Raw genomic sequence first — 24,053 nt, forward strand, 5'->3', positions numbered from 1 at the left:
AATATGCAATATTACATATTGAGAATCTTTTTACTCTTGATACAATATTCATATATCAAAATAAAAGGGATGTATACAATGAATCCAATCTTAACAGCTGCAAAACAACTATTACATAAAGAAGAAAAAATTTTATCTACTTTAAAATGTTCACTTACTGGCTATATGATTACGCATAAAGTCCCGTATCCTGGCATGTTACTTGCTACTAATCAAAGACTTCTCTTTTTTAGCCAATATAAAAACACATTCATTGCCGAATTTGATTATGAAAAAATTCTATCCATAGAAACGAAGAGAAGAATCTTTGACAAAAAAATAATATTTTACTATGAAGATGAATATATAACGCTTGGATACATTACAAGTTCGAATGTTGAAGCGTTCATAGACTTACTACATAGAACGTAAGTATTCCAAATGCATCTTTCATACTTGTATATACTTCTTTATCAAACAATATAGGTGAAAGGGCATAAACAAGAAAGATTATTAGCGGATTTACGATAAAATAATAAGTAAGATTGCCTTTCATCATATCAACTCCCCCACCCTATGTTTCTCTGTAAATTGTTGTAATTCCTTTTCTTTCGTTTCTATAGCTTTTAGAAAGATTTATAGATGAACTAAGGAAAAGATGTGCCCTCTATTAAAATAAAAAAGCACCAAAAAGGTGCTTTTTTCTACGCTTCAACCGATTGATTTTCAGCAACATTTTTTAATTGTCGTTTGTGCATCAAAGTTAAGGAAGCGATCGTTCCAAGTGATAATACAACGATGAAGATCATGAGCATTCCAATGTTTTGCCACATGAAGTTAAAGTCTCCGCTTGATACGACTGCCTTCAATCCAGATACAGAGTATGTCATCGGTAACCAAGCATTGAATGGTTGTAAAAACTTCGGAATCAATTCTAGTGGGAATGTTCCGGCACTCGTTGTAAGCTGAATAATTAATGTGATGATGGCGATGAAACGTCCTGCATCACCAAATGCTGTTACTAAACATTGAATTAATGCGATAAACGCTAAGCTTGTAACGATGCTAAAGAGTATGAAATACGGAATACTTTGTACTTCTACACCTAATCCGAACAGTAATATAACATCTGCTACTATCGCTTGAATAATACCAACTGATAGTAGTACGCCGAACTTACTAATAAACCAACTAAACCCTGATTTCGGAACGCCGACTGTATCACGTAATGGATATACGATTGATAATAGTAATGCCCCAACGAATAAACCGAGTGATAAGAAGTACGGCGTAAATCCAGTTCCGTAGTTTGGAACTTCCGCCATTTTCTCCGTCTTCACTTTTACAGGACTTGCAAACATATCATACGTTTTATCTGTTCCTTTCACTTCACCAGTTTTCTCTGCCCCTTCGCCAAGTTTCTCAGCAAGTTCACCTGAACCATCGTTTACTTTTACGAGGCCATCTGTTACTTTTCCTGATCCGTCTGCTAGTTTATTTACCCCGTCGATTAGCTGGGTTGAGCCATTTGATAATGTACCTAAGCCTGTTGTTACTTGACCGGAGCCATCTGCTAATTGATTTACTCCACCTGCCATTTGATTTGCTCCTACAGATAATGTTCCTAAACCGCCTGTTACTTGGCTTGAGCCATCCGTTAATTGATTTACTCCTGCAGATAATGTTCCTAAACCACCTGTTACTTGGCTTGAGCCATCTGCTAATTGATTTACTCCTGCAGATAATTGACCTAATCCATCTGTTACTTTTCCAGAGCCGCTTTGTAATTGCGTTACTCCATCAATTAATTGAACTGATCCATCTTTTAATTTATCAGCACCTATTTTTGCATTATCTAATCCCTCACCAAATCCATGAAACTTACTAACAAATTCATTTTGTGCGTTCGTTAGTTTCTCAACACCATCTGCCAGAGCTTTCATCCCTGCTGGATTTGGTAATTTATTTTGCAATCCATTTGTTGTTTGATGTATTTCGCCCTTTAATTGTTTTACTTCTTCATTTAGTTTATTTGTTCCACCTGCTACTCCGGCAGCCTTTTGCTGAACTGTTGCTGTACTTTTTACAGCACTTGTTATGAACGGTTGTAACTGCTCTTGATATTCTTTTGGTAAACTTTCAATTTGCTTTTGTAAATTCGCTACATCTTGCGCTGCATTTTTTGCATCTCCTACTGTTGATTGCGTAAGTTCATTTAACTGATTTATATTCGCCCCAGCCCCATCTATTTTTTCATTTACTGTATTCAATATAGAAGGAACTTGCGACTGCATTTCCTCTAAGCCTGCAGCAGACTTTTGTACGTTACTATTTAAATCTTGCAATCCCTTTTGAATTTCTTGAGACCCTTTTTCTAATTGACTTCGCCCTTCAACAAGTTTTCCCATACCATTTGATAGATCAGTTGTTCCTGTTTTTAAATCACCGGATTTACTTACTAATTTGTTCAAGCCACCGGTCACTTTCTCAGATCCATCACGCAATTCACCCGTTTTGCTATTTAATGTATTTAAACCTGCTGTTACTTTTCCTGACCCATCTACTAATTTTCCGATACCTGCATTGCTATTTAATACATGTAAACCATCTGTTACTTTTCCTGATCCATCTACTAATTTCCCGATACCTATTTGCATTTCACCGGTTTTGCTATTTAACGTATTTAAACCTGCTGTCACTTTCCCAGATCCATCAAATAGTTTCCCAACTCCATCCTTCATCTCCCCAGACTTCCCTTGAAGTGTATGAAGGCCATCCGTCACTTTACTTGAACCATCATGCAATTCACTTGATCCGTCGTGTAGTTTACTTGCCCCTTCCGCTCCATCTGCTAATCCTTTTGAGACGTCTTTAATAGAATCAAACATTTTCTCTGCATATGTCTTCGTTAACGTACTTGCTACTTCACCTTTAATTTTTTCAATGGCTGTTCCACCAATTTGTGAAGATAAGAAGTTTAAACTTTCGTTTGGAATGTACTCTAAGTTTAATGGCTTTGGATTGTCTTTTAGTAACGTTGTAGCGTTACTTGAGAAGTCATCTGGAATGCGCACTAACATGTAATACTTTCTGCCTTCCATTCCTTTCTTTGCTTCTTTTTCACTTACGAACTCCCATTTAAAACTTTTATTATCTTTTAAATTATCAACGAGCCCTTTTCCGACCTCAATTGGTTTCCCATCAAATACTGCGCCTTTATCTAAATTGACTACTGCAACTGGTAAGTCATCTAACTGTTTATACGGATCCCAAAAGGCCCACAAAAACATCCCTGCATATAAAATCGGTACGAATAAGACCGCAATAATTGGAATTAATATTTTTTTACTTTTTATAATTTCCGTGAACTCTTTCCGAAGTAACTGATTACCTTTCATAATTTCTCCCCCTTTTATAAAATGACCAAAATGTTCATATAGTCATTTTTACCCAAACAAAAAGGCTATACTTGTTCATACATATGCCTTATCCCCGAATTTATTACTATGCAACTTTTTCTCATTATGATTATATTTTTTCTATATCCCCCCTTAACTTAAATATATGACCATATTGTTCATTCGGTCATTTTTTATAAAATTAAAAGGATTATCTTAGTTTGACAATCCTTTTAGTAAATAAAGTTCAAATAACTCTGCAATTTTTTCTTTTTCTAGCGGTTCATGATTTTTTTCCCAATCAAAAATAAGCGATACATATAGACGAAGCATAATAAATGCTGTAATTTCTGGATCACATTTGCTAATTTCACCTTTTTCAATCGCAATCTTTAAATACGATTGAATAACAGAAACGATTTCCACATCAACTTGCTGCATAACTTCTTGTACTTCTTTCGTTCCCATATCGCGCTCTTCTTGAATTAATTTAATCATGAGCTGATGTTCTTTTCTAAATTCCAAGATGCTATATAATGCTCTATGTACATTTTCAAAAAATGAAACATCTGAACGAATTGCACTTTCTGCAACTTGCTTCATTTCTGTAATTAAATTAGAAATAATTTCACCAAATAGCTCTTCTTTATTTTTGAAAAAAGTATAAATCGTTCCTTTTCCTACATTCGCTAACTTCGCTACTTGATCCATCGTTGTTGCTTTATAACCGAACGCTGAAAAAGACTTTGTTGCAGCTTCAATAATAGAACGTTTTCGATCTATCGCCACATTGTCACCTCCAAAAATGACCAATTGGATAATATAGTCAATCAGTACATCTTTGATATTACCACACGCTTACATTCTATACAAGTTCTCTTTTTATTATTTCCAGTATAAAAAAATTCCAGTCAGTGTATATCATACTGTCCATAGTTTATCAAAAAGTATACTTGTATGGAAAGCTAGAATATATTCGTAAATAATTGCTGACTAGATCCCACTAGAAATTTAATAAAATAGACAGTGTTCTTAAAACCAAAGGTTTAAGAACACTGTCTATTATTTTGACATAGAAAGTAATATTTTCTCCATTTCTTTCTTAGTTAGCTCATCATCGATTATCTCTTCGTATATCTTTGTATCTCTTGTAAAAATATCATTCACTATGACAATTTGATAATCACTATTCTTACCTTGTGCTGGTACAAACATTTTAAGGCCTCTTAACTTCCCCTCTCCATGAGAAGATTTATTATAGACCATTCCTTTCCCGTCTAAACTATAACTTTCTAAATTCTCTTCTCCAGGCATCATATAGTGTAGTGGATCCTTACCACCATTAACATTACCATCCATATACATCCTTGACTGATAAATCGTAAAACCATATTTCCCTTTTGTATATTCTGATTTAATAACTAATTCTACATCTCTTCCAAAATATGAGTCAGCCCATTCTCTCTTTAGCTCATAACCTTCTGGTATATAAGTCGGCTGCTTAATTTGATACGGTACATGTTCTTTTGCTTCTTCTATAGTATATGTTAAAGACTTCTCCAACTTATCTTCAAGCGGCTTTAATGTCTTCTCAATAGTAGCTAATCTTTCTTGATCAGCTTTCTTCAAGCGTTCAGGTTTATATTCCTTTGTATCTCCATCATAATTCTCAGGCACATTTTTCTTAACCATTGCTTTCTTATGAATTTCTTGCGCTTCCTTAAATAATTGAACATACTGCTCAAATTCTTCTTTCGTAAAATTCTTTTCTGCCAAATACAAAAAATCTGTATTCATTTTATATGACTTTATCGACATACCCCATTCTCTACTTGCATTCTCTGGTGTACCTAATACTGTTTCTATCGCTTCTTCAAAAGCCGCTTTATGTTGCTTTTTTCCTACAATTTTTTCTTCCTGTCTTTCATCTCCCTCAGTTATCCTTGCATTTAATAAAAATCCGCCTGCTATAGCTGCTATCGCAATCACTCCAAGTAAAGAAAGGCGATACGATTTCTTTTGGAATTTTTTAATCATAACGATTCTCCTTTTTAGTGTTCGTTTATTTCTACTTAAATTTGCTAGGCTTGGTACTTGATAGGAATAATGTTCTAGAAGGGTAATAATTGTATGTCCGTATGCAATTTGTTCCTCTTTATCTATAAAAGTAAGTGCATATGCATCGCAGGCTAATTCTTGATCTTCTCGCATACAAAAATAGGCGTACCAAAGAATTGGATTGAACCAATTTAATATGATTAAACTGTACATAATCCAATTTACAGCTACATCGTTTCTCTTAATATGAGCTAACTCATGGTAAAAGACATATTGTAATTGTTGCTCATTTAATACTTTCATATGTTTTTTTGATAGTAATACTTTCGGACGAAAGAAACTAAACACAGTTGGGCTCGCAATCTTTCCCGCTAGACGTAACGAAACTGCCTTCTTCATTTTCATAGATTGCTTACAGCAATTAAACACTGTAGCGACCTGTTCGTCCGTAATATTCGGTTGTTTCTTTATGTAAGAATATAAACGTCTATTTGTAAGAAACGTGATGGCTGCTAATATGATTACCCCAGCTAGCCACACATACAAAGCAAGTTTGTATAAAGAAAATGTAGTCTGTTTTTCCGAACTGACTTTTACTTCCGGTTCGCTAGTTTTTGTCACCATTTTAGAATTTGATTCCAATTCCACTTTTCGGTCGCTTTCTATGTTCACTATATTCTCAGTAGCCGGCATATTTTTTGGAATAACTTCCGATACGCTAGAACTATAAGAAAGTAATGAGTAAATGCTATAAGAGCTATCTGGCGACCACGGTAAAAGGAGTCTTATCATTAATACGATCCACAGCATATATTGCCACCGGGGGGGTAATTTATTTCGAAATAGAACTTTTATACATAAAATAAATCCGACTAATATGCTAGCCATAAGTGACGTTTCTATAAGCCAATCAAAAAAATGAGGAAGGTATACATTTATAAGCGTGTTTATCATTTTTATCGATCCTTCCTCTTATTCTCCTCTGTCTTCTCATCTAAAATGCGTTTTAATTCATTAATATCTTCTGAAGATAATTTCTCCTCTTTTAAGAAATTAACAAGTAATGGCTTAAACGCTGCACCGCAAAAACGTTTTAGTAAAGATTTCGTTTCCACTTGCAAATAATTATGTTGTGATACTAACGGGTAATAAGCGTACATACGCCCTTTATCTTGATGGTAAGAAACGGCTTCCTTTTGTACTAACCGATTAATTAATGTGCGGATTGTTTTCGGTTTCCAGTCCATTGCATCTTCCAGTTCTTCTATAATTTCATTCGCTGTTTGCGGAGAACTCGACCAAAGTACTTTCATAATTTCTAATTCCGCTTCAGATATTTTAGGTAATTGATTTGTCATCGTATGTTTCACTCCTAAGTATTACATTTGTAATCTATAATTAAGATTACAAATGTAATACTTAATTGTCAACCATATTTTAGAAAAATTAATTTCAGCTAAACCTTACTTCACAACAACAAAATTCCTCTTTTTCAAATAATCAAATAAAAAAACAAGAAAATCTTTACAATTAATAGTAATATAGAAAATAGACAAGTTTATCAAAATAGTGGAGGCTTTTTCAGTCATGATGCGTGCGCTTCGTTTAAATATAAAGCAAGCTTTTTGTAATCGTGTTTCTTTAATTATTATGTTTAGTGGATTTGTTCTTATTTGTATTTATCATTATTATTATGTAATTCGTTATTTAGGAGACGCTGCGAATGGACCTATATCGACGGATATTAAATGGATTGGATTTCGTGGAAATGAAATGGATGTTTATTTATTATTAATGCCAGTTATTGCAAGTCTTCCCTTTAGTACAAGTTATAACTCGGATAAGTCCGATGGTTTTAAACCGTTTGTCAGTAAAGAAATTTCTTTATTTTCTTATTTAGTAACGAAATATATCGTTACATTTTTTTGCGGCGGACTTCTTTATACATTTCCATTCATCTTATCGTTATTATTTTGCAAATTAACCATTCCAGACGGAGTACCAACGGCTGGTTCAGGCATTATAAATGATAACGGGATGTTCGCAAACTTATATGAAACTTCTCCCATCACTTACATTGCTGTATATATCGGAATTAATTTTTTATTTGCAGGTTTGATGGCTCTTTTAGGACTTGCTGCATCTGCATGGTCCCAAAAGGACTATATGGCGCTTCTATTTCCATTTGCAACTACCTCTATTCCTTACGTCCTGCTAAATACGGTACTCCCTACAATAGGCGGAGCGCCTATTCATTTATATGATCCAAGGCAGCCACTGCATGGCATGTCACCATATATTTTGACAATACAATGTGCCTTCTTCCTCCTCGTTAGCTTAATCATGTATATACAAGGAGTAAAACGTGATAGAAAAAAATATAGAAGAAGGTTGCAAAAAAGAGAGCGGTGTAGAAAGGCGTTTCAAGTATAATAAAACCCTAATTTCCTTACTATATTGGAAATTAGGGTTTTATTTACTATTCACTTACGGTGTACCTGCCAATCCCCATAAAATAACAACCGCTACAAAATAAATCGCTTTAATCACTACTACTAAACATAATGAAACAATTGCATATTTACTTAATTCTCTTCTTGCACCTATTAAAGTGAAAATAACCGCCAAACTAAATGTTATATAAGAAGCTGCTGTATGTATTAAGTTATACGTAATATCTAGATTGCTTATAAGTCCTGTTATATCAGCTACAAACTGAAGCATGACGATCGTACTAAAAAAAATTGCAAACTGATTCATTACCTTTCCATTTATTTGTAACTGCATTGTTGTCCTCCTTTTTAAAAACTAAATATTCAATCAATTTTATCATTAGATTACAAAAAAAGGAATCATCTCTTTATACTATTCTATAACGATGCAAAAAAAGAACGCTTAGTCACCTAAGCGTTCCTTTCTTTAAGAAGCTTTCTTCAAATCAATTTGAGCAAGTACTGGGTCATGGTCGCTTACACGTCCGTGCTCTTTCATTATATTTGAGTTTAAGTGCACTGGATCTACAATTGTGTGTGGTGCGATATTATTTGTTACTAAAATATGATCTAACACTTGTGCATTTCCTTCGTGAATGTACGTGTAACGATTCTCTTTTGGCACTGTGTTTAACATATCTTTTAAGATTGTTCCCTCTAGTGTTTTTAGTGGTTTAGAGAATTCGAAATCGTTCATATCACCTAACACGACAACTGGTGCATTCGTATTCTTTTTCTGAATTCCTTGCACGAAATGATTTACTTCTTGTGCTAACTGAATTCGTTTGTCTTCACTTTTTAATACGAGCGGCTGCACTTTTCCAAATGGCGTTGCATCTCCTAGTTTTGAGTTTAAGTGATTTGCAACGACAACAATGTTTTGTCCTTGGAACGTAAATTCTGCCGCTAACGGTTTACGTGTACTTTCAAATAATGGATTTTCGTCTCCAATACGAACAACATTTTTATCAAGTAACTTCGGTACCGTCGCTAATTTCACGCGTGATGGATTATAGAAGAAGCCGACGCGAATATTCGCTCCTGGTGCTCCTCCGTCTTGATTATTGTTTGGAGCGATTTCTACATACTCATACTTCGGTCCACGAATTTCTAGCACTGCATCAATGATACGTTTTGCGCTTAATGACGCATCTGTTGTACCGTCATTAATTGATCCGTTATTATCTTGCATTTCCTCTACACCGATAATATCTGGCATTTTTAAGTTGTATTTAATAGAATACGCTAACGCTTTTACCTTTTCATCTGTTGTTTCTTTTTTATTCGCTGAGAAGTTTTCAATGTTATATGTAGCAACCGTTAACTTATCAAGACGTGGCTGAATATTTGCGCCTACTTGCTTAAATCCACCATCCACTACAGCTGGCAGTTCTGTTATTGGCGAAATACGGAAAGAACCGTAATCATATCCTACTACCCCTGTTATATCTCCAGTAAAAATATCTCCTACTTTTGCTACATAATCACGAGGTACTTTCACAGAAAGACGCTCTGGGTTTAATTGGTTTTCATCTAATAGAGGTGTGCCATATTGTGTTACTATTTTATCTCCACCATTTTTTACTGTTACATATAAATTTCCATTTTTCTGAGGTGCAATAATTTTTGGTGTTGGCATCGTAACACGCATGCCTTCTATACTTTCATAAAAGTCGATTGCATCTTCATTTGGATCAAATAAACCGAATGCATCATTATCGATAATTTGATCAGGAATTTTCACACCATTTTCTCCAAGTACAATCGGTGCTGGTAAAACTTGATCTTTTGCGATTACAGCAACGCGACTCGCCTTAATTTCTGTCGTCGTTAAGTCTGTTTCAAATCGCTCTGCATATCCTGGTCCAACATATTCTTCTACTACTCCATCAACTTGAATAAGATCTCCTACTGCTACATTCGCATCTTTTTTATATACGTACATACCTTCTGAAGTAGCTGGATCATTATCTGGCTGATTATCTTCTATATAAAAGCCGTTTTTATCAAGCGCTGTGACAACGCCTTCCACATTGTTTACTTTCTTCCCGTTGTAAGGAGACATATGTGATTTTCCTTGAATGTCATGAATACGAACCTGTTCATTATTTACGATAATAAATGAAAATGTCGAAATTGCTGAAGAAGTAAGTCCTTCTTTTTCTGCGATTGCTTTCACTACACTATTTTCATTCACTATAATTTGTCCATTATAACGAACACTTTTATTAGTAGGATTAGAGCCATCTAACGTATAGTAAATCGTTGCACCTTCTGTATTCGTCGTTAATGTTACCGCTGTTCCTTTAGCAACTTCTCCACCGTTCGGTGAAGCCACTACATCGCTAACACGGTTTTGTCCTTCACCTTGAAACTTATAAGCTGTTACTGATTTTAAACCTGGGTTACTAAAATATAATTCAAGAGTCCCAGTCAAACTAACTTTCTTCCCGATATTTTCAGGGTGATCTTTTACATTCACTGCCGTTCTCACATCACCTTTTGGCAACTGAACGGGCATGATTTTGTCTGGATTCGTTTCGTTTGGCGAATCTGCAATTGCTACGTTTGTATCATCAAACTTAGCTGGATCCTTCGTATATTTAGAAGAACTTTGCGTATATCCGACAATATATCCTTCCACAATCCCCTTCGTTTTCCCTTGCTGCTTAAATACTTGAATTGCTTTTTCTACTGACATAGAAGCAGTTTCTTCTGCTTGCGCTAAAGTTCCAGTAAATGAAAGCAATAGCAAGAATGATAAAAAGACGCTTAACAATTTCTTCACAGCCATTTTCCTCTCCCTATTTCATATTTTCTCAGCATTTCTATCATAACAAATGATTCGTTATATAGAACTATTTTTCGACAAATTTTACAAAAGATTTATTTAATTTACAAGCTTTCAAACTATAATACAAAATAATAATTTTACACCTTCTACAAATGCACTCTATAATGTTAGAGAGAGAAAACAGAAAATATCGACATTTGATTGGCATGTAAAATGGATTCATTTGAATAGGAGTGATTGGATGGAAGTGCAAACAGAAACATACCGCGCAGCTATGAATGGAACATTAGAACGTCATTTTTCAGATATGATTGCTGTTATACCAACTAGAATTACAATTGAGCAGTTAAAACAACGGCTAGAAAATATCGCTACTAAAGTTGATGAGTTAAAAATTGTTTATAGTGATGAGACAAGCCTTATTGTTGAGTTACATATGGATGAAACAATCATACCGTATGAACTGCATATTGATGAGGCGAATGACCCAGAAGAATATAAAATGTACAATAGACAAGATTCTACAATTGTAGATCGTAATTTTGAAGATGCGGCTTTCGGTACTGAAATTTTCACTCGTACGCTATTTGTAGGCGATGTACTCGACTGCTTTTTCCAGCAAATACAATTTTTATGGAACCTCGCCCCAGATTTGTTATTTGTAATCGATTCAAGTGCAGCAATGAAAGTGATATCTAGAAACTATATTGAATATCACGTTGAAAATGAATTATTACCTGACATTCCTGACTTATACGTTATTCATTCCGTTTATGAAGACAATAAAGAAGGCGAGCCTACGCAATATTGGTTTCATACACACGGCCTTTTAAGAGCGGGCGTAACTGAAATAGAGTTAATTATTCCAAATCGCATTTCTTCCTACTACGGCATTGGCGATCTCTTTCAAACATTTGCTAATAATGCCGTTGAGAATGGACAAGTCCCTATGAATGAGCCTATCGTTATCGCGCATAGTCAGCAAGGTTCTATACATACAGTCGCTGTTCCGTGGGAGAAAGGATTATCTTATATAGGGCATAAAACGAGTATGGACCAATTATCTTCAATCGAGGATGAAGAAGTGAAATTACAGCCAATAGATGCACAAAATACATTCTTAGGCGGAATGGATGCCCGAGATGAATACCATCAGTCTCCATCCGTTCTCTTATTCAAATTTAATACTTCAGAAGAATATATTGAAAGTTTTTTCAAAGAACACGAGGAAGCTACAGGGCTCATGTTCTATAAAACAAATAGTGAAACCGATCGTATGGCTTATAATGCGAAAAATACTTTCGGGTATTTCAGCAACATTTTTCACATTGAAAAATCAAATGAAGAGTTTCGTTTTCTCGCTAAGTTTGGTGTTTCCTATGAAGAGGGTAAAAGCGAACATATGTGGTTTGAAATGCAAAACATTACGGAAGATTTCATTCAAGGAATACTCATTAATGAACCATATTTTATAGAAGATATGAGTGAAGGAAATAGTTATCATTTAGATTTTGATAACTTAACAGATTGGGTTATTTATGCAGGAGATGCTGTTATAAAGCCAAATAACTTATATATGTTTATTGGCGAATAAGTATTTTATATAATAAACGAAACGCCTTCAATATGATTGAAGGCGTTTCTTATAATTTATTGTGCGATTAATTCAGCATCTATTACTTTCTCCAAATGAGATAATACACGCTTTGCAGCTTCCTCACCTTGATTCATACAGTCTGGAAGTCCAGCACCAGCATAGGAGCTACCTGCCAAGTATATACCTGGCAACTCTTTCTCCATAAATGTTGTGAGCTTTTTCATTCGCTCGTTATGGCCCACTGTATATTGAGGCATCGCTTCTTTCCAGCGACTTACGATTGTAAACTCTGGATCCTCTGTAATATCCATCGTCTTCCTTAAATCTTCTAGGACGAGCTGAACGAGTTCTTCTTCAGTTTGTTCTACAACCGCTTCATCACCAGCACGTCCAACGTAACAGCGAAGGAGTGTTTTTCCTTCTGGCGTTGTATGTGGCCATTTTTTATGCGTCCACGTACATGCTGTAATGGTGTAATCGCTATTTCGTGATACGACAAATCCTGTACCATTAATATCGCGCTGGATTGCAGACTTTTGGAAAGCAAGTGCCACATTCGCAACGGATGTGGCTGGAATATTACGGAAGAAACGAAACTGCTTGTACTGAGCAAACATGGACGGCAATACTTTATGCGAAGTTGCCACTACGATGGCGTCCGCTTCTATTTCTTTTCCGTTACTAAGAGTAATCGTATAACCATCACCCTGTTTCGCAACTTTTTCAATACGAGTTCCCTTTATTATCGTACCTTCATGCATCTTTGCTTCGAGAGATTTTACGATAGATTCTAAACCTGTTTTCACTGTTTGGAACATTCCCTTTTTCGGTTCAGCTTTCTCTTCTTTCGGAGCGAGCGTACGCATACCGAGTGAAATACTGCGATGTTTCTGCTCAATTTGATACATTTGCGGGAATGTTGACATTAAGCTCATTTCATCAATATCCCCTGCATAAATACCCGATAGTAACGGCTCTATTAAGTTTTCAACCACTTCGTTTCCAAGACGATGTCTGAAAAATTGTCCGAGTGATTGGTCAGATACTGGCTTTGACCTCGGCATTAATAGATCAAAGCCAGCTCTTAGTTTACCAATTGGGGAGAACAGCCCGGAAAATAGAAACGGCGTAATTTGCGTTGGAATTCCCATCATTGATCCATTCGGCATTTTATGTAACCGATTGTTTACAAGGATAAATGATTGACCGGCTTGATTATTTACAAGTTCATCGCCAAGACCTAATTCTTTCACTAATCTAGCTGCACTTTCTTTTCGTGCTAAGAAAGAATCTGGTCCGCGCTCAATTGTAAATCCATCTTTTCGAACGGTTTGAATTTTTCCGCCAAGTTTACCCGATGCTTCTATAAGTAATGTATCAATCGGCAAGTTTTTTTCATGAATATTTTTTTGTAAGTTATACATTGCTGTTAATCCAGTGATGCCTCCGCCGACGATCACAACTTTTTTCCTCAAGCAGGCTCCTCCTTTCTTCTTACAGTACAGATCCTTTTTTCTTTAATACAACATCTGTTAAACAATCAATAAATGCCTCCGATGCATTTGGCATTTCTGGACGATAATATTTTGCACCAATTTCATCCGTTACAACTTTACATTCAAAGTCGTTGTCATATAAAACTTCTAAATGTTCCGCAACAAATCCAACTGGTGCATATACGAATGAAGTATAACCATACTTTTCATTTAGTTCTCTCGTTAAATCTTGTACATCTGGACCAATCCAAGGATCTGGTGTGTTTCCTGCACTTTGCCAGCCTACTGCATAGTTTGCTACTTCAGCTCCGCGCGCGATATAATCCGCTGTTTCATTTAATTGATCTGGATATGGATCGCCCATTGCAATAATTTTCTCTGGTAAGCTATGTGCAGATACGATTAATACTGCTTTTTCACGCTCTGCATCTGACATACCGTTATATATACCTTTCACTGCATCAACCCAGTACTGGATGAATTTCGGCTCTTTATACCAGCTATCAATGCCGTGAATTGTTAAGTTTCCAAGTTTCTCAGCTTCTTCTTGTGCTCGTCCAACGTACGATTTCACGCTAAACGTAGAATAGTGAGGTGCAAGAACAAGTGCGATTGCATCTTGTATTCCGTCGTTATGCATATCTTTCACCGCATCTTCAATAAACGGTTCAATATGTTTTAAGCCAAGATACATATGGTACTCTACTTCATCTTGTACTTCATTTAAACGCTTCTCTAACTTCTTAGCTTGCTCTAATGTAATAGTAGCTAAAGGAGAAATACCACCAATTGCACGGTAACGCTCTGTTAAATCTTCCAGCATTTCAGGACTTGGCTTTCTTCCTCTGCGAATATGTGTATAGTAACGTTCAATATCTTCTTCTTTATATGGCGTTCCGTATGCCATTACAAGCAAACCAATTTTCTTTTTCATACAGCAATGCTCCTTTACTTCGCTAACTGCCCTTTAGAGTATTCATGAATAAATGTAGTTAAACGTTTTAATGTATCTGGATTTACCTCTGGGAATACACCGTGACCTAGGTTAAAGATATAACCCGGCTGTTTCATCCCTTGATCTAAAATACCTTTTACATGTTCTTCAATAACAGACCATGGTGCAAGTAAGAATGAAGGGTCCATATTACCTTGTACCGCCTTATGAACGCCCCTTGCACGTGCTTCTTCAATCGGTAAGCGCCAGTCTAAGCCGACTACATCAAGCGGTAAGTCGTGCCACTCATTCACTAAGTGTGCAGCTCCTACGCCGTGCATAATCATTGGAACACCCATCTTACGAACTTCTGCAAAAATACGCTCCATTGCTGGTTTAATAAATACGCGATAATCTGCTACATTTACTGTTCCAACCCAAGAATCGAAAATTTGAACTGCTTTTGCCCCTGCGTTAATTTGCGCTTTTAAATATGTAATAACCATATCTGCTAGTTTATCCATTAAAGCAAACCAAGCTTTCGGCTCTGCATACATGAACGCTTTCGTATTATGGTAGTTACGAGATGGACCGCCTTCAATCATATAGCTCGCTAATGTAAATGGAGCTCCTGAAAAACCGATTAACGGTACGTCTAACATTTCTGTCGTTAATAAACGAATTGTATCTAGTATGTACGGTACGTCATCTTCTGGATTGATTTCCCCTAGTTTTTCTACATCTTGTAAAGAACGGATTGGGTTATCGATAACTGGGCCAATACCTGATTTAATTTCTACATCCACACCAATTGCAGGTAGTGGTGACATAATATCTTTATAAAGAATTGCTGCGTCTACGTTATATTGATCAACCGGCAACTTTGTCACGTAAGCACACAACTCTGGATTGTGTGTAATTTCAAATAAAGAATACTTTTCTTTTATCTTTCTATATTCCGGCTGCGAACGACCTGCCTGACGCATATACCATGCTGGTACATAATCAGTACGTTCCCCCCTACATGCTTTTAAAAATGTCTCATTTATAGTTCTTACCAAGACCCTTGCTCCCTTCCTTACCAATGCTTCGAATACGTTCGATATTTATCTTTTTTTACTATACAGCTTGTAAAAACAAAATGCATAATATTATGTACGTTGTTCATTAAATTGACACAAACATTCTTAAAAACGCTTACTATTTTCACAACATTCTTATTATAACACAGAGAAAAACTATGGTTTAGCTACTTTTGACTTTTCTCCTTCACGATTCGTTTGTGTATTATATGGTACAACGTAAAAGCTCGGTTTTGAAAATATGTTAATGAACTTTTCCTCATATTCTCCAGCACCATTTACAGTGCTAACATGCGTATGAATTCCGTTCTCCACTCTATAGATTCGGTACATAATTCTGTTATCTGGAAGTGGCGTCCAGCTTAATTTTGCTTTAAATAAACCGAAAGGGCTAAATGATAATTTCATTTTTACATCTTCAATTTTGCGCAGCCGAATCGGAGCGCCGATTGTTTCCACACCTTCAGGCTTCATAAACTTCTCTTTATGTTCTACATTAGCCTTCGTTAAAATTTTCTTAAACAATTTTGTCGCAGATGCACTTTCTCCTTGCAACTGATGCTCCTTATCCGTACGGTCATAACCAATCCAAACAGCGCCTACTAAGTTCGGTGTATAACCAACGAACCACATATCTCTTGCTCCCTTATCGTCATTTGGCAATGAAGTTGTACCCGTTTTTCCAGCTAACGCACCGTTATATACACCAACTCTTGCTGTTCCTTCCTTCACAACTCCTTCTAACATTTTCGTCATATACCATGCTGTCTGCTTCGAGAAGATTTTTGTCTCTACTTTTGGAGATTCCCCAATGACTGCACCGTGTCTATTTAATACTTTATCAATAACGTGCGGCTCGATAATATTTCCATTTGCTAAAAATGAACGATACATTTTTACAAGATCAAATGTTGAAACGCCATTTTTCAATCCGCCAAGCGCTGTACTTAAACCAGCATCTGCAATATGAACATTTCCTTTTTCTAAATATTGCTTTCCTTCTTCTACCCCTAACTCATTTAATAAAGAAACTGCCGGTACATTTGCCGACTCTAAAATCGCATCATACATCGTCATTTCTTTTGAATACTCATGATTATAATTTCGAGGTTCATACCCTTCAAAAGAATTTCTTTCATTCGTTAATAAAGAATACGGATTATACTTTTTCGTTTCTAGTGCTGGTGCATAAACGATAAGTGGTTTTAAAACAGATCCAGGCTGCCTTTTGGCAAAAACACGATTAAATCCTCTCGGGACGTACTTTCTTCCCCCAATCGCCGCTTTAATCCCTCCCGTACGATTATCCATTAATAAGAAAGCACCTTGCGCCCCCTCTTCTTTCCCAGGGAAATTCCTTGCATCTTGAAACTGGTTATATGCTACCTTTTGAATCTTTTCATCCATAGGTACGACAAACGTATATCCTCCGCGAAGTACTTCTTGATGAGACAATCCGTATAAACGAGCGGCTTCATCTATGACCATATCAATATACGGCATATATGCAAGCTCATTCTCATCTAAATTTTTATATAGAGCAATTGTCTTCCCTTGATAACGAACGCTTTCTTCTGCAGTCAAATAGCCTTGTTTATGCATAAGTGACAACACTAGATCACGGCGTTCCTTACTCTTCTCTGCAGAATAGTACGGTGAATATCCGTTTGGTGACTTCGGAAGGCCTGCAAGCATTGCCCCTTCCTCTACTGTTAAATCCTCAACATTTTTATTAAAATACAACTTTGCTGCCGCTTGAATGCCGTAAGCCCCATGACCAAAATAAATATGATTCATATACATTTCAAGAATTTGTTGCTTCGTATATTTTTGCTCTAATTGAAGAGAAATTGCGACTTCCTTCAATTTGCGCGTAAATGTTTTTTCACGAGTTAAAAAGACGTTTTTAGCGAGTTGCTGCGTAATGGTACTACCGCCCTCTACCTTCTCTCTAGCTAACGTATCTTTATAAAGAGCACGGAATATAGACGGATAATCAATCCCTTGATGCTCATAAAAACGAGAATCTTCCACCGCAACAAACGCCTGCTGCACATACTTCGGAATTTGCTCGATTGGTACGAGCTCTCTATTTTCTACGTATAATTTCGTAATTTCTTTCCCTTTCTGGTCAACGATACGTGATGAAGAGTGGAAAACGAGCTGCTTTTCATCCATCATATAGCCACCAGCTAACACGATAAGTTTATAGATTACAATCGCTACTACGAACGTTGCGACGCCGCCTAATAAAGTCCACTTTACTTTCTTCATACATCGTCCTTCTTTCCAAATGATGGTACATTTATTATTTGAAAAAGAAGTATCTTTATGTATATAATCTTCGAAGTTTTTTAAGAGAGTTGATATAATAGAAACAAACTATTAAGGGGGCATTAAAATGAAGGCTATTATTTCGTACGAAACACCTCTAGAACAAGCACATTTCACTGCAAAAAATGATGAAAAAAATATGTTTTATAAAGAAAATACAGAAGAATCTGTAGAAGGCTCACTTCAGTATGACGTACTAGATGCTGTCGGTGAATTTAAAGGACAACCTGGCTATATCGTTTGTAACAACATTTCTGTCACAGACGAAGGTCGCCCAGTATTCGAAAACCGCTTTAAAAACCGCGCAGGCCTTATTGAAAACGAACCAGGATTCCAAGCGATCCGTGTTCTACGCCCATTAAGTAACGATACATACGTCATCTTAACGATGTGGGAAACAGAGCAAAACTTTAAAGACTGGACAGAATCACGTTCATTCGAAAACGCTCATAAAAAACGTCCCACGCAAGCAGAAGGACAAGCTCCAGCGCATCCACATGCGGAACAGCAAAAGAGTATTTTCTCTCGTCCATCTTTTGTGACTACTTTTGATGTGTTAGTTTAATTAAAACATAATACAACACTAACAGTACGTGAAATTATATTAACGATTTTCCGAATATATCTATCATATCTTTGAATATATCAACGATTTTCCGAATATATCTATCACATCTTGAAATATATCAACGATTTTCCGAATATATCTATCATATCTTGAAATATATCAACGATTTTCCGAATATATCTATCATATCTTGAAATATATCAACGATTTTCCGAATATATCTATCATATCTTGAAATATATCAACGATTCGACTAAAGATATCAATTTAATGACAAAAAGGAAACACCATTACACACCGGTGTTTCCTTTTTCTTTGTACCAATTATATATACGAAGTGAATCTTTTTTTCTCATATGCTTTACTTCATAACCGCGCCCGGCTACCGCTACAAGAGTTGTACATAATTCATCTTTTCTTTGAAAATACGATTGATTATAACCTACTGCTTGAACATGTCTTCTTCGCATTATTCCTGTATATTTCGAAAAATTACGATATACAACCGTTAGTTGATTTTCTCTTAATTCATAACCGCCACTTTTATATCTAGCATACGCAAGTAACGAAAACACGATAAATAACGGTAAAATAACAAACAACGCAATATATTGTTTAAAATATATACTCACGCTGGCAATTAGAACTGTGAGTATGATACTTATTAACCAGCCCATAATGAAATAACGACGCAACGCTGTTTTTGGTAAGTGAACGATCTCTGCTTCGATTTCATATGGTAACTCTAAATATGTGATCAGGTGCTGTACATCTTTTTTCTTCATAAATGGATGCAACATTACTTCGTTACTTGCTGCTCCAATACTTTGAATTGCTTCCACTTCAACAGCACAATAGCCAAACGGCTGGCGAAGCATACCTTCTTTTACAGTAATCGCTTGAATGCGGTGCAATTTTAAGACAAACTCTTTCTTTTCAAATAATCCTTGAACGATACGAATCTCTTCCCCTTTTCGCTCAATTTTAAAGTTTGCATATTTCAACACATATCCAGCTGTGGAAATAATCCACGAAATTGCCATTAAAATTAATGCAATTACAATTAGTTTATAAACACCGTTTCCCATCACATACGCTTCTACTTTACTTGTGAATCCTTCAGGAAGAACAAAATCAAACTTTGTGTAAAGAAGTACTAGTCCAGAGAACACTAGTCCGAACCGACCAGATGTAATCGCTGCGGCTAAAACCTCTTTCGCTGTTAACTGATAAACCGTCTTGCTTTCTTCCTCTTCTATTTCTTCTTTTACAGTAGTTTCTTTCTTATGTAATAAAGAAATTAAATGTTTTGCCTCGTCTTCTTTAATACCAGCCAACATCACTTCTGGTTCATTACCACCACCGGCTACTTCTATATTTAACTTCATAAGTCCGAGCATTTGATAAATGATGTTAGAAGACGTACTAATATTTTGTACACGCTCTTTATTTAAATAGCTTTCCTTCTTTACAAAAACACCGTGCTTTATATGTAAAATATTATTCTCAATCCAGTACACTTTAAAATACCATTTAATTGCTGAAAAAATAGCCATGATGAATAAAACAACCAGAAGAAAAAGATAAAATAAATACCAAGGTTCCACTTGTTCATCAGGTTTAAATAAAACAAGAATAATAAGTGGCAACAAACTCGCAATCCTAATACCTAACAATATCGTAATCGGATGTTGCCTCTTATACATCCTCATCACTCACTTTCGCAAGTTCTCCAATTTGTCTTTTCAGCTGTTCTGCTTCTTCTTTCGTTAAACCTGGAATACTATGAGAAGTTGCGGCTGTTGAAATATGTAATTCTGCTAAATTATACTTTCTCATAATTGGCCCTTGCTCAATCGTTACGTGCTGCACACGGATCATCGGAATAAGTACGCGTTTTACAACGAACATTCCCTTTTGAATCTCAATCTCTTCTTCATTTAATCTGTAACTATAATAGCGCTGACGTAAATTTGGAAACACAAAATAATCAAGTGGAATAAATGTAATAGCTCCTGTTACTAATAGTCCAAACAACCAGCCCCACCAGTTAAAGTTAATCATAAAAAAGAAATACGCAATTACGACTGTTAGTATAACTGCCGTCCCAATTAAAGCGTGAATTCGCCACACTTTCAGCATATTAGAATGAATCTCCCTTTCTAACGGCTGCATCTCATCACTCCAATTCTATGAATTTATTACTTATATATTATCAAAAAATAAGGTTTTATATACATTTTTGTAAATTTATAGTCAAATGAAAATAGTTGAATCAAAAGCATATTAAAGAAACACATACCTCAGTTTTGAAAATTATGTATTATAAATATGAATTATATTGAACTAAAATAAACCTTACATGATTCATGTAAGGTTTATCGTTTTATACACAATATATTTCATTATTGTTGAGATATACTAGCATCGCTTTCAATTCGCTTTTCTTTTTGGCTCAGTTTTTTATCTTTAGATTTTTTTAATGTTAAAGTCATGCCAATAAAAATAAAAAGAATTCCTGTTATTTGCATTAAAGTTGGACGGAACCCAGTAAGTACAGTATCTAATAATATTGCCACTGCCGGATCTAAAAAAACTAATATTGAGATTGTTTTTGTAGATAAATAGCGTAAACTATCAAAAAACAGATAATATACTATCCCTGTGTGAATAAAACCAGTAGCTATAATATATGTCCAATTACTTTGAGTGAGGCCACTAAAAGCATCTAAATCTATAAATGGTATTAAAAGAAATATCCCCAAGAATGTTTGTAAAAATGTCATTGCATACGCACTCATTTTGTTAATCCCTTTACCAAATAAAGTTGTAAATGCATAAAAGAGAGCTGCAAGAAATCCCCATATCATACCTGAAGACATTAATGAACCGAAAGAGAAGCTTCCATCGATACCAGCAATTAATAAAGCTCCTGCAAAACACACAATTATTGAAATGATAGATATGAATGTTAATTTTTCTTTAAAGACGATACTTCCAATTAACAGTACAATTACTGGTGCAAGATGATAAACTGAGATAGCAATGGTAACTGACATATTTTCAAAGGCTTTAAATAAGAAAACCCAATTAAATACTAAGAAAAAACCACATATTAAAACTTGAATAACTTCTTTTCGTTCCCATTTATCTTGTTTATATTGCCCTGTAAGCAACCAGCATACACTTAAAAATATTGTCGCAAAAATACACCTTACAAACACTAATTCAAACGAAGGTAAGTTTGTTTGAACCGAAAAAAATCCAACTGATCCAAAGATAACCATTGATGCTATCATCTTTAAGGCCGGTACCGTTTTCTCTTGCTTAAAACTCTTTTGAAGCAAATTAATCCCCCTCCAATAAAAACTCGGTTTATAGTGAGAAAAACACCAGCCTAAAAAAAGGACAGGTGCTTTTCCTCAAAAACACTCAATTATAAATTTTTTCCAGCAGTCCAACCACCATCAATTACAAAATTAGAACCAGTAATAAAGCGGGCCTGATCAGAAATCAAGTACTCAATACATGAAACAATATCCTGCGGCAACCCCCAAGTATCTAAAGATTGATTACTTTTTATCATAGACATCAAGGCTTTATTACTAAAGTATTCTTCTGTAAGTTCAGTTCTAATAACACCGGGAGAAATACTATTTACCCTTATATTTTGCTTCCCAAATTCCATAGCCATCTGTTTAGTCAATCCGATTAAAGCATGTTTTGATGCAACATAAGCAGCTCGCTCTGGTTCAGCCATTAATCCAGAAACCGATGCTATATTCACAATACAACCTTTTATTTTCGATTCACACCATCGCTTAGCTACTTCCCTAGAAAGGATAAATGGGGCTACTAAATTTACATCAATTACTTTTTTAAACATATCATCGGATAAATGTAAAACAGGTGTTATCTCTCGAATACCAGCTGCATTTATTAATATATCAGGAGAAAGCTTTTCTAAATCTAATTGAGTAAAAAGATTATGAATCGCTTCGCTATTACTTAAATCAATTTGCACTACTTTCAAAGGCATATCTGTTTTCATATAATCTATTAAATTATTATTATGAATATCAAGCGCTATTACATAAAATGATTTTTCTAAAAAGTATTTTATACAAGCATGACCTATACCGCTATTGGCTCCAGAAATCATAATTATTTTATTCTCTCTCATTTTGTCTCCTTATAAGAAAATGTTACTAATAAAATATCACGAAAAGCCTCCGTACTACATTCTGTTCCAAGTGGCGTTACGGCATGGAAGACCTTTTGTCCAAATACTAAAGTTTCTAAAGGCTCCTTCAAACTTATAAACTGATTAATTTCCCGAGGAGAATTAGCTATTAAATTATCTCCACCAATAGCTGTATTACTTAAATTCATAAGGTGTAAAAATACTACTGGTTCATCATCTTTATGTAACCAAATAGGTGAACTAAAAGATGGTCTTTCTTTAGTAGCTTTATATCTTACTTGATGTAAACCTATAATTAAGTCTTTACTTGTATCTATTATATTTGTTTTAAATGCAAATTCAGTATCGAAACGCACGATATTTTGAATTAAAGGATTGCATAAAAAGCTATCATTTATGCTATTGAACTGTCTAACTTTCCCGCCATCGTCATAGTTATATTCTTTAGATTGGAAGTAATCATTACTATTATCTAAAATATAATCTGGTGAATCAACATACTTTATATACCTTGAATAAGATCTAGCACGGCATTCACCGTACGCATCATCTTCCAAATTATAATAATCTAACTGTGCTTGTGTTAATAAACGATGATTCTCTTCCTCTTGTAAAAAGATTTCATTTGAGATTTCAAGGAATCCTTTAGATTCAAATTCATGTACCTTTTCTTCTATGCTAAACCCATTCATTTTACTAAGAACAAACGTCATTATAAAAACCTCCACACTATTGTATTTTTCTATCTCATCCTATGTTAGAAATGCAATAAGTAACCGAGATTCTTGCTTAATAAAATTTTAAATTATGATATTCAATTAATACACCAAATGAAATATATGTAATTCATTAAAATTATTTATTAAGCAATATTATATATCCTTTTGGTTATTTTTTCCAATTATCTGAAGATTTATCAACATTAGTCTTAATATTCGAAATTAAAGAAATAGATTTTTCAGAAAGATAAAACTGCGCGTATTGCAATTATTTATGTATATAACTTTTTTAAAAATTATATTTTAAATATAGCTAGTTTTTTATAAATTTTTTGATATAATTACATACGGGAAAAGGGAAGAATTTTGTCTTCCCTTGTGTTTTTATTTGCATCTAG

General features: G+C 35.0%; 20 protein-coding genes. 4 read left to right on the forward strand and 16 right to left on the reverse strand.

The window, feature by feature from the left end; translation table 11 throughout:
• The first annotated feature begins 78 nt into the window (after nucleotides 1–78).
• Nucleotides 79–411, forward strand: a complete 333-nt coding sequence (locus M1D66_RS21635; RefSeq protein ID WP_001068219.1) for a PH domain-containing protein — start codon at nucleotides 79–81, stop codon at nucleotides 409–411.
• Here the strand turns inward: M1D66_RS21635 and M1D66_RS21640 are convergent.
• The 5 genes from M1D66_RS21640 to M1D66_RS21660 all read right to left on the reverse strand — a co-directional run bounded on the left by M1D66_RS21640 (nucleotide 386) and on the right by M1D66_RS21660 (nucleotide 6,793).
• A complete protein-coding gene (locus tag M1D66_RS21640; RefSeq protein WP_002164607.1) occupies nucleotides 386–538 on the reverse strand; it encodes a hypothetical protein in 153 nt (50 codons plus the stop codon). The two genes, M1D66_RS21635 and M1D66_RS21640, sit on opposite strands and share 26 nt — an antisense overlap.
• Before the next feature lie 145 nt (nucleotides 539–683).
• Nucleotides 684–3,377: a YhgE/Pip family protein gene (locus tag M1D66_RS21645; protein WP_242554790.1), complete on the reverse strand. Its 2,694-nt coding sequence runs from the start codon at nucleotides 3,375–3,377 to the stop codon at nucleotides 684–686.
• Between the two features lie 216 nt (nucleotides 3,378–3,593).
• On the reverse strand, nucleotides 3,594–4,166 hold the full coding sequence (locus M1D66_RS21650) for a TetR/AcrR family transcriptional regulator (RefSeq protein ID WP_000963381.1): 573 nt from the start codon (nucleotides 4,164–4,166) through the stop codon (nucleotides 3,594–3,596).
• Between the two features lie 273 nt (nucleotides 4,167–4,439).
• The gene (locus tag M1D66_RS21655) at nucleotides 4,440–6,389 is read right to left on the reverse strand and encodes a M56 family metallopeptidase (protein ID WP_242554791.1); all 1,950 of its coding nucleotides are present in this window, start codon (nucleotides 6,387–6,389) and stop codon (nucleotides 4,440–4,442) included.
• A 2-nt stretch (nucleotides 6,390–6,391) separates the two neighbouring features.
• Complete coding sequence (locus M1D66_RS21660; RefSeq protein WP_000184510.1) at nucleotides 6,392–6,793, reverse strand: BlaI/MecI/CopY family transcriptional regulator; 402 nt, start codon at nucleotides 6,791–6,793, stop codon at nucleotides 6,392–6,394.
• A 229-nt stretch (nucleotides 6,794–7,022) separates the two neighbouring features.
• Between M1D66_RS21660 and M1D66_RS21665 the strand changes: the two genes are divergently transcribed.
• A complete protein-coding gene (locus M1D66_RS21665) occupies nucleotides 7,023–7,868 on the forward strand; it encodes a hypothetical protein (protein WP_086385450.1) in 846 nt (281 codons plus the stop codon).
• A gap of 54 nt (nucleotides 7,869–7,922) precedes the next feature.
• Here M1D66_RS21665 and M1D66_RS21670 read toward each other — a convergent pair whose 3' ends face one another.
• Both M1D66_RS21670 and M1D66_RS21675 read right to left on the reverse strand, forming a co-directional pair.
• Entirely contained in the window at nucleotides 7,923–8,222 is a 300-nt protein-coding gene (locus tag M1D66_RS21670) for a hypothetical protein (RefSeq protein WP_086385449.1), read from the reverse strand.
• Nucleotides 8,223–8,354: 132 nt separating this feature from the next.
• A complete protein-coding gene (locus M1D66_RS21675; protein WP_049107255.1) occupies nucleotides 8,355–10,721 on the reverse strand; it encodes a DUF6359 domain-containing protein in 2,367 nt (788 codons plus the stop codon).
• 241 nt (nucleotides 10,722–10,962) lie between these two features.
• Here M1D66_RS21675 and M1D66_RS21680 point away from each other — a divergent pair, with 241 nt between their 5' ends.
• Nucleotides 10,963–12,315: a DUF4026 domain-containing protein gene (locus tag M1D66_RS21680; protein WP_242554792.1), complete on the forward strand. Its 1,353-nt coding sequence runs from the start codon at nucleotides 10,963–10,965 to the stop codon at nucleotides 12,313–12,315.
• A gap of 56 nt (nucleotides 12,316–12,371) precedes the next feature.
• Here M1D66_RS21680 and hemY read toward each other — a convergent pair whose 3' ends face one another.
• The 4 genes from hemY to M1D66_RS21700 form a co-directional block, all read right to left on the reverse strand.
• On the reverse strand, nucleotides 12,372–13,793 hold the full coding sequence (gene hemY / locus M1D66_RS21685; protein ID WP_001228099.1) for a protoporphyrinogen oxidase: 1,422 nt from the start codon (nucleotides 13,791–13,793) through the stop codon (nucleotides 12,372–12,374).
• 19 nt (nucleotides 13,794–13,812) lie between these two features.
• On the reverse strand, nucleotides 13,813–14,748 hold the full coding sequence (gene hemH, locus M1D66_RS21690; protein ID WP_049107253.1) for a ferrochelatase: 936 nt from the start codon (nucleotides 14,746–14,748) through the stop codon (nucleotides 13,813–13,815).
• A gap of 14 nt (nucleotides 14,749–14,762) precedes the next feature.
• Nucleotides 14,763–15,809, reverse strand: coding sequence for a uroporphyrinogen decarboxylase (gene hemE / locus M1D66_RS21695; RefSeq protein ID WP_000252605.1), 1,047 nt, complete (start codon nucleotides 15,807–15,809; stop codon nucleotides 14,763–14,765).
• A 177-nt stretch (nucleotides 15,810–15,986) separates the two neighbouring features.
• Complete coding sequence (locus tag M1D66_RS21700; protein WP_000756287.1) at nucleotides 15,987–18,104, reverse strand: transglycosylase domain-containing protein; 2,118 nt, start codon at nucleotides 18,102–18,104, stop codon at nucleotides 15,987–15,989.
• Between the two features lie 127 nt (nucleotides 18,105–18,231).
• Here M1D66_RS21700 and hmoB point away from each other — a divergent pair, with 127 nt between their 5' ends.
• Nucleotides 18,232–18,729, forward strand: coding sequence for a heme-degrading monooxygenase HmoB (hmoB, locus tag M1D66_RS21705; protein WP_000644062.1), 498 nt, complete (start codon nucleotides 18,232–18,234; stop codon nucleotides 18,727–18,729).
• A 293-nt stretch (nucleotides 18,730–19,022) separates the two neighbouring features.
• On the opposite strand, the gene M1D66_RS21710 is transcribed toward hmoB, so the two are convergent.
• From M1D66_RS21710 to M1D66_RS21730, 5 genes are all read right to left on the reverse strand, one after another.
• Entirely contained in the window at nucleotides 19,023–20,438 is a 1,416-nt protein-coding gene (locus M1D66_RS21710; RefSeq protein WP_000278131.1) for a PH domain-containing protein, read from the reverse strand.
• Nucleotides 20,431–20,907: a PH domain-containing protein gene (locus tag M1D66_RS21715; protein ID WP_046392433.1), complete on the reverse strand. Its 477-nt coding sequence runs from the start codon at nucleotides 20,905–20,907 to the stop codon at nucleotides 20,431–20,433. The genes M1D66_RS21710 and M1D66_RS21715 overlap by 8 nt, the downstream gene beginning before the upstream one ends.
• A gap of 230 nt (nucleotides 20,908–21,137) precedes the next feature.
• Nucleotides 21,138–22,079: a DMT family transporter gene (locus M1D66_RS21720; RefSeq protein ID WP_000939621.1), complete on the reverse strand. Its 942-nt coding sequence runs from the start codon at nucleotides 22,077–22,079 to the stop codon at nucleotides 21,138–21,140.
• Between the two features lie 89 nt (nucleotides 22,080–22,168).
• Nucleotides 22,169–22,915 carry an SDR family NAD(P)-dependent oxidoreductase gene (locus M1D66_RS21725; protein WP_001208947.1) on the reverse strand — a complete coding sequence of 249 codons (747 nt, stop codon included), beginning with the start codon at nucleotides 22,913–22,915 and terminating at the stop codon, nucleotides 22,169–22,171.
• A complete protein-coding gene (locus M1D66_RS21730; RefSeq protein ID WP_000144813.1) occupies nucleotides 22,912–23,649 on the reverse strand; it encodes a 2OG-Fe dioxygenase family protein in 738 nt (245 codons plus the stop codon). The genes M1D66_RS21725 and M1D66_RS21730 overlap by 4 nt, the downstream gene beginning before the upstream one ends.
• Nucleotides 23,650–24,053 lie beyond the last annotated feature (404 nt).

This window comes from Bacillus sp. PK6-16, assembly GCF_056530295.1.

What these genes read in the sequence shown, in the direction of transcription:
- M1D66_RS21670 (WP_086385449.1), bottom strand. Translation starts at nt 8,222, where the DNA reads ATGCAGTTACAAATAAATGGAAAGGTAATGAATCAGTTTGCAATTTTT.
- M1D66_RS21640 (WP_002164607.1), bottom strand. Translation starts at nt 538, where the DNA reads ATGATGAAAGGCAATCTTACTTATTATTTTATCGTAAATCCGCTAATA.
- M1D66_RS21635 (WP_001068219.1), top strand. Translation starts at nt 79, where the DNA reads ATGAATCCAATCTTAACAGCTGCAAAACAACTATTACATAAAGAAGAA.
- M1D66_RS21680 (WP_242554792.1), top strand. Translation starts at nt 10,963, where the DNA reads ATGGAAGTGCAAACAGAAACATACCGCGCAGCTATGAATGGAACATTA.
- M1D66_RS21710 (WP_000278131.1), bottom strand. Translation starts at nt 20,438, where the DNA reads ATGTATAAGAGGCAACATCCGATTACGATATTGTTAGGTATTAGGATT.
- M1D66_RS21665 (WP_086385450.1), top strand. Translation starts at nt 7,023, where the DNA reads ATGATGCGTGCGCTTCGTTTAAATATAAAGCAAGCTTTTTGTAATCGT.
- hmoB (WP_000644062.1), top strand. Translation starts at nt 18,232, where the DNA reads ATGAAGGCTATTATTTCGTACGAAACACCTCTAGAACAAGCACATTTC.
- M1D66_RS21660 (WP_000184510.1), bottom strand. Translation starts at nt 6,793, where the DNA reads ATGACAAATCAATTACCTAAAATATCTGAAGCGGAATTAGAAATTATG.
- M1D66_RS21655 (WP_242554791.1), bottom strand. Translation starts at nt 6,389, where the DNA reads ATGATAAACACGCTTATAAATGTATACCTTCCTCATTTTTTTGATTGG.
- hemH (WP_049107253.1), bottom strand. Translation starts at nt 14,748, where the DNA reads ATGAAAAAGAAAATTGGTTTGCTTGTAATGGCATACGGAACGCCATAT.
- M1D66_RS21725 (WP_001208947.1), bottom strand. Translation starts at nt 22,915, where the DNA reads ATGAGAGAGAATAAAATAATTATGATTTCTGGAGCCAATAGCGGTATA.
- M1D66_RS21730 (WP_000144813.1), bottom strand. Translation starts at nt 23,649, where the DNA reads ATGACGTTTGTTCTTAGTAAAATGAATGGGTTTAGCATAGAAGAAAAG.
- M1D66_RS21675 (WP_049107255.1), bottom strand. Translation starts at nt 10,721, where the DNA reads ATGGCTGTGAAGAAATTGTTAAGCGTCTTTTTATCATTCTTGCTATTG.
- M1D66_RS21645 (WP_242554790.1), bottom strand. Translation starts at nt 3,377, where the DNA reads ATGAAAGGTAATCAGTTACTTCGGAAAGAGTTCACGGAAATTATAAAA.
- M1D66_RS21715 (WP_046392433.1), bottom strand. Translation starts at nt 20,907, where the DNA reads ATGCAGCCGTTAGAAAGGGAGATTCATTCTAATATGCTGAAAGTGTGG.
- M1D66_RS21700 (WP_000756287.1), bottom strand. Translation starts at nt 18,104, where the DNA reads ATGAAGAAAGTAAAGTGGACTTTATTAGGCGGCGTCGCAACGTTCGTA.